The sequence below is a fragment of the Frankia sp. AiPs1 genome (assembly GCF_023716945.1).
Lineage (GTDB): Bacteria > Actinomycetota > Actinomycetes > Frankiales > Frankiaceae > Frankia.
Map to the genome: position 1 here is coordinate 1 of NZ_JAMQQF010000348.1, position 6108 is coordinate 6108.

General features: G+C 73.5%; 5 protein-coding genes and 1 riboswitch. Of the genes, 3 read left to right on the top strand and 2 right to left on the bottom strand.

The genetic code is table 11. From position 1 onward, the window contains the following. Together ND748_RS22525 and otsB are read left to right on the top strand one after the other, a co-directional pair. The coding region (locus tag ND748_RS22525; RefSeq protein WP_251747957.1) for a LytR C-terminal domain-containing protein at positions 1-377 on the top strand (377 nt) is incomplete at its 5' end. Between the two features lie 77 nt (positions 378-454). Next, on the top strand, positions 455-1303 hold the full coding sequence (otsB, locus tag ND748_RS22530) for a trehalose-phosphatase (RefSeq protein ID WP_251747958.1): 849 nt from the start codon (positions 455-457) through the stop codon (positions 1301-1303). Here otsB and ND748_RS22535 read toward each other — a convergent pair. Next, entirely contained in the window at positions 1281-2837 is a 1557-nt protein-coding gene (locus tag ND748_RS22535; RefSeq protein ID WP_251747959.1) for a trehalose-6-phosphate synthase, read from the bottom strand. The two genes, otsB and ND748_RS22535, sit on opposite strands and share 23 nt — an antisense overlap. Positions 2838-3065: 228 nt before the next feature. Beyond that, positions 3066-3863 carry an HAD hydrolase family protein gene (locus tag ND748_RS22540; RefSeq protein WP_251747961.1) on the bottom strand — a complete coding sequence of 266 codons (798 nt, stop codon included), beginning with the start codon at positions 3861-3863 and terminating at the stop codon, positions 3066-3068. Positions 3864-4105: 242 nt separating this feature from the next. Beyond that, positions 4106-4221, top strand: a riboswitch (SAM riboswitch). Between the two features lie 8 nt (positions 4222-4229). On the opposite strand from ND748_RS22540, the gene thrC reads away from it, so the two are divergent. Continuing rightward, the gene (thrC, locus tag ND748_RS22545) at positions 4230-5507 is read left to right on the top strand and encodes a threonine synthase (protein ID WP_251747960.1); all 1278 of its coding nucleotides are present in this window, start codon (positions 4230-4232) and stop codon (positions 5505-5507) included. Positions 5508-6108 lie beyond the last annotated feature (601 nt).

Below are 6108 nucleotides of genomic sequence, written 5' to 3' on the forward strand. Positions count from 1 at the left end.
CGACGACGCCGCCCGCCGAGCGGCCGGCATCCCCGACACCCGTGCCGCCGCCGGCACCGCGCAGCCAGCGGCCCACCGTGACGGCGCCGGTGGTCGTGCTGAACAACTCCCGGGTCTCCGGCCTGGCGGAGGTCGCGGCCGGGCAGGTCGAGGCCGCCGGCTTCCCCGTCGAGCGGACCGGGAACTTCCAGTCGGTCTACAACGTGCCGGTCTCGACGGTGTTCTACGACGACGATGACGCCGCGGCCGCCCAGGCGCTCAAGGACGCCGTGCCGGGCATCGAGAAGATCGTCCCCCGCTCGCAGACGAGGATCGTCTCCACCGACACCCTGATCCTCGTCATCACTCGCGACTTCCCCGCCGACCCGGAAAAATAATCTGTGATCGTCCCGTCTGAGACATCCCCCGGTGGGCATGTCCGCCGGCCCTCGACCATCGACCCCGGGAAGACTCCGTGAGCGATTCCGCCCAGCACAGCGCCCCAGCGCCCCGCACTCCCGCCGGAGGTGCCGGGCTCGCCGCCCTGCTCACCGCGCCCGACCGCGCGCTGATCGCCCTCGACTACGACGGCACGCTCGCCCCGATCGTCGCCCGCCCGGCCGACGCCGTCCCCGCCCCCGGGGCGATCGAGGCGCTGCGGCGGATCTCCCGCGCGGTGGGCACGCTGGCGATCATCACCGGGCGGCCGGTCGATGCGCTGCTGGAGCTGACCGGGATGGAGAAGCAGGCGGATCTCGGCGAGCTGGTCATCCTCGGCCAGTACGGACTGCAACGGTGGGACTCGCGGTCGCGCACGATCACCAGCCCGGAGCCGTTGCCGGGCGTGGGCGCCGTTCGCGCCGCGCTGCCCGAGCTGCTGCGCGACGCCCCCGCCGGCACGGTCGTCGAGGACAAGCACCAGGCGCTCGTCGTGCACGTGCGCCGCACCGTCGACCCGGACGCGGCGCTGGCCGCGCTCGCCCCGGCGCTGACGACCCTCGCCGAGGAGCACGGGTTGGAGGCAGCCCCCGGCAAGAAGGTGCTGGAGCTGCGCCCGCCCGGTCACGACAAGGGGGGCGCGCTGCGCGAGCTCGTCGCCGCCCAGGGGGCGCGCTCGGTGCTCGTCGCCGGGGATGACTACGGCGACCTGCCCGCCTTCTCCGCCGTCGAACAGCTGCGGGCGGGCGGGCTGCCCGGCATCACCGTGTGCAGCGACAGTCCCGAGGTCCCCGCCGTGCTGCGGGAGCGCGCCGACCTGGTCGTCGGCGGTCCCGCCGGCATGGTCGCGCTGCTGGAGGTGCTCATCGAGCGCCTCGGCGGCTGACCGGCGCGGCGGGGCGATCCGCGGCGAGGGCCTCGAGCTGGTCGGTGAACCAGACCCGCGGAGGTAGCCGGCCCGCCACGGCGGCGAGCTCGCCGGCGCGGCGCCGGCGGTCCGCCGCAGGCATCGTCAGCGCCGCATGCAGGGCCTGCGCCGTCGCCTGGATGTCGAACGGATTGATCACCAGCGCCGCCCGGCCCATCTCCGCGCAGGCCCCCGCCTCCCGGGACAGCACCAGCACGGCGTCGCGCCGCGACACGACCGGCCCCTCCTTCGCGACGAGGTTCATCCCGTCCCTGATCGGGTTGACGACGAGCACCTCGGCGAGCGAGAGCGCGGCGATCGACCGCGGGTAGTCGTCGGTGATCTCCAACCGCAGCGGCAGCCAGGTGTCCGTGGCGAACTCGTCCTCGATCTCCGCGGCGAGCCGCTGCACCGCGGCAGTGTACTCGCGGTACTCCGGCAGATCGTGCCGCGACGGGTAGGCGCAGACGATGTGCATCACCTTGCCGCGCCACTCCGGGCGGGTCCGCAGCAGCTCGCGGTAGGCGGCGAGGCCGCGCACGATGTTCTTGGACAGCTCGGTGCGGTCCACCCGGACGATCAGGCGCCTGCCCTCGGCCAGCTCGACGAGCTCCGCCGCCCGGGCGGCGACGTCGGACGCGTCGGCCCGGTCGCGCAGCTCGTCGGCGTCGACGCCGAGCGGATGCACTCCGATGCGCACCGTGTGCGCGACCCCCGGCTGCCCGGCGGGCGGCGTCACCGTGATCGAGCGCCGCTCGACCCGCAGGCCGGGCAGCCCGCGGACGCACTCGGTGAAGGCGTCGGCCCACGCGTCGGTGAGGAACCCCAGCCGGTCGGCGCCGAGCATGCCGCGCAGGATCTGCTCGCCGACGTCGTCGGGCAGCATCCGGAAGTACTCCGGCGGCGCCCACGGGGTGTGGCTGAAGTGGGCGATGCGCAGGTCCGGGCGCAGCCGGCGCAGCAGCCCGGGGACGAGGGTCAGGTGGTAGTCCTGGATGAGCACCGAGGCGCCCGGAGCGGCCTCGTGCGCCAGCGCCTCGGCGAACATCGCGTTGTACGCCTCGTAGGCCGCCCAGTCGCGGCGGAACGACGGGTCGAACACCGGCTGCGAGGCCGGGGCGTAGAGCAGGTGCTGGATGAACCACAGGATGCGGTTCGCGACCGCGTTGTAGGCCCGGTCGAACACCACCCGGTCGACGTCGAGCATCCGCACGGCCGTGCCGCCGGTGTCGTGGCCGGCGAGGTCGAGCCGGCCGGCCGGGGCGGCCCGGACCGCGCGCCGGTCGGCGTCGCCGAGCGCGGCGCACACCCAGACCATCGGCAGGGCCTCGGGCGGGGCATCGGCCGCCGCCTGGCCCAGACCGCTGACCAGCCCGCCCGCCCCCCGGCGCAGCACCAGCTCCCCGTTGTCACCGGTGACGAAGGCCACCGGCCCCCGGTTGGAGGCGACCAGTACCCGCGCCGTCCCCAGCGGCAAAGGACCCCCCGACGTGCCCTGCTCGGCTTCCCGCATCCGCTGCACACTGCGGAGGGTAGGCCATCCGAGCGGCCGGCCAGGCCCGACCGCCGGCCACACCGCGGCCATCTGGCGCGGATTCCAGCGGATATGGCCGGAGATCGTCCGTCCGGTGTCCGACCGCCGTCCGGTCCGCCAACTCCAGGCGAACCTGCCGTGAACCGGCATCGAACCGGCATCGAACCGGCCGAGAACCTGGGTTGGACCCGCTGGGAGGCGGGCGCGTCAGGCGGCGACGGCCGTGCGCACGGCGCTCGCCCACCCCGCGCCGACCGTGCCCGCCTCGACGGTGACGTTGTCGTGCCGCTCGAGCAGGGCGGTGATGTCGGGGTGACGCAGCGCGTTGGCGACCAGGTGCATGTGCCCGACGTGCGGGGCCATCGCGAGGTCGCTGGCGGAGTCGCCGATCGCGATCGCCTCGGCCGGGGACACGCCGCGCCGCTTGAGGTCGTAGGCCACCGCGTCGCCCTTGCCCACCCCGGCGGGGACGAGATGGTAGACGTGCGGCGCCGCCCCCAGCCCGGGCATGTGGGCCGCCGAGATCAGGCCGTTGTCGCGCATGCTCAGCCAGGCGAAGCCGGTCGCGGCGAGCCAGCCGTCCACCTCGGGCACGTCGATGCGGCCGCGGAGCATGACGTCGACCTCGCGGCCGGCGTGCCAGGGGGTGTGCAGCTCCAGGCGGCCCGGGTAGCGCTCGATCAGCCGGCCGAGCAGCGACTCGGGGACCTGGTCGAAGTCCGGCGGCATGGCGCCGCGCAGGATCTCGCTGTCCCGCCCGTCGTTCCAGCCGACGATGGCGCCGAGCTCCCCGATGAAACCGTCCGCGCCGAAGATCTGCGCCGCCTCGACGAGCTGCGGCCGGGTACGGCCGCTGACCAGCACCAGCGCGATGCCGGCCGCGTGCAGCTCGGCCAGCGCCTGCGCCGGGTCCAGCGTGATCGCCCCGCCCTCGGCGCGGAAGAAGCAGCCCTTCGGGCCGACCATCGTGCCGTCGAGATCGGTGTAGACGACGCGAATACTCACTGTCACGGACTCCCTGGTCTGCGAGGTGGGTCGGCCCGCCGGCACCGGCTGCCCGGGCACCGGGCGCGAGCGACGGTCGCCGGACGCGGGCCTAGCGAGCCCGGCGTGCCCGGCGCCGGTGAACCTTGTGGGAGCCGGGGCGGGCCGCGCCCGGCGAAACACGATCTCATGTCCGTGAACCACGAAACACCGGTGCACGATCTCCGGCCCACGGTCTACAGTACGGACAGACAACTTAATCTGGCTCATCCAGAGGGGCAGAGGGAACGGCCCAGTGAAGCCCCGGCAACCACCCGCATCCGATGCGTGGCAGGTGCTAATTCCGACCCGTGGCAGGTTGCCCCGGGAAAGATGAGGAGCTTCTTCATGACTCTCGCGCCCGAGCGTGTCGACACCACCGCCCTCGATGTCGCGAACCCCGCGGTCGGACTGGCCTGTCGCCACTGCGGCGCCACCTACCCGCTCTCCCCGACCCACGTGTGCGTGGAGTGCTTCGCCCCGCTGGAGATCTCCTACGACCCCGACCTGCTCGGCCGGGTCACCCGGGAGTCCATCGAGCGCGGGCCGGCCAACCTGTGGCGCTACGTCGGCCTGCTGCCCGCGGGGCACGACCCGGCGCGCCGGGTGTCGCTCGGCGCCGGCTGGACGCCGCTGCGCCCGGCCCCGCGCCTGGCCGCCGAGCTGGGGATGAAGACGCTCTACGTCAAGGACGACAGCGCCAATCCGACGCACTCGTTCAAGGACCGCGTCGTCTCGGTGGCTCTCACCGCCGCCCGCGAGCTCGGGTTCACCACGGTGGCCTGCGCCTCGACCGGCAACCTCGCCCAGTCCGTGGCCGCGCACGCCGCCGGGGCCGGCCTGCGTTCGGTGGTGCTGGTGCCGCACGACCTGGAGGCCGGCAAGACCGTCTCCACCGGCGTGTACGGCGGGACGCTCGTCGCGATCCAGGGCAACTACGACGACGTCAACCGGCTGTGCAGCGAGCTGGCCGGCGAGTACGAGTGGGCGTTCGTCAACGTCAACGTCCGGCCGTTCTACGCCGAGGGCTCCAAGACGCTGGGTTACGAGGTCGCCGAGCAGCTCGGCTGGCGGCTGCCCGAGCAGGTCGTCGTGCCGATCGCGTCCGGCTCGCTGCTCACCAAGGTCGACAAGGCGTTCGGCGAGCTCGGCAAGCTGGGCCTGGTGGAGCCGACGCCGTACCGGGTCTTCGGCGCGCAGGCCGCCGGCTGCAACCCGGTGGCCGCCGCGTTCGCCCGCGGGGTCGACACGGTCGCCCCGGTGCGGCCGTCGACGATCGCCAAGTCGCTGTCCATCGGCAACCCGGCCGACGGGCCGTACGCCCTCGACGTTGCCCGCCGCACCGGCGGTGCGATCACGGACGTCAGTGACGACGAGATCCTCGAGGGCATGCGGCTGCTGGCTCGTACCGAGGGCATCTTCGGCGAGACCGCCGGCGGCGTCACGGTCGCCAACCTGCGCCGCCTGCTGCGCGAGGGCCTGCTCGACCCGGCCGCCGAGACCGTCATCTACAACACCGGCGACGGGCTGAAGACCCTCGACCCGCTGGTCGAGACCGGCGGACCGACGGCCACCATCAAGCCGTCGCTGCGCGCCTTCGAGGCCGCCGGCCTCGGCGACGACTGACCGCTCCCACGTCTCGGGGCCCGGGCCCCGCAGCCCGGTTCCTTCTGGTTCCCCGCCCCTCCAGCGGGACAGACCGGACAGGAAATCGTCCAGACGGACGGGGAACTCGCCGGCCCCGGCGCATCTGGTGGCCGCCGTACCGCGACCTGTCGGCCAGCCGACACCGAGGGCGACAGCCGGCGTGTCCACAGCCTTTTCGCGAGCCTGACCGGCGCTATCACAAGGCCGCACCACGTCGCGAAAGGGGCCGCGGACAGGGCGGGGCACGCGGGGGAGAGGCGGTGCCGAGCTTGCACTCTCCCATGCCGAGTGCTAAACAGGACTTGGCACTCTCACCTAGGGAGTGCCAAGGCTGAAACGGCGAGGCTGCCCGTTCCGCCCGGCGTCCACGGTGGTTGCACCGGGGTCGGAGCCGGCGGGAGCCGTCCGTCGCGGGCGTCGTTGTGGCCAGGCCATCGAACCTGCCATCCCACTGGGAGGACCCAGAAACCATGCCGAAGATCATTGCCTTCGACGAGGAGGCACGGCGCGGCCTGGAGCGCGGCATGAACCAGTTGGCCGATGCGGTCAAGGTCACGCTCGGCCCGAAGGGTCGCAACGT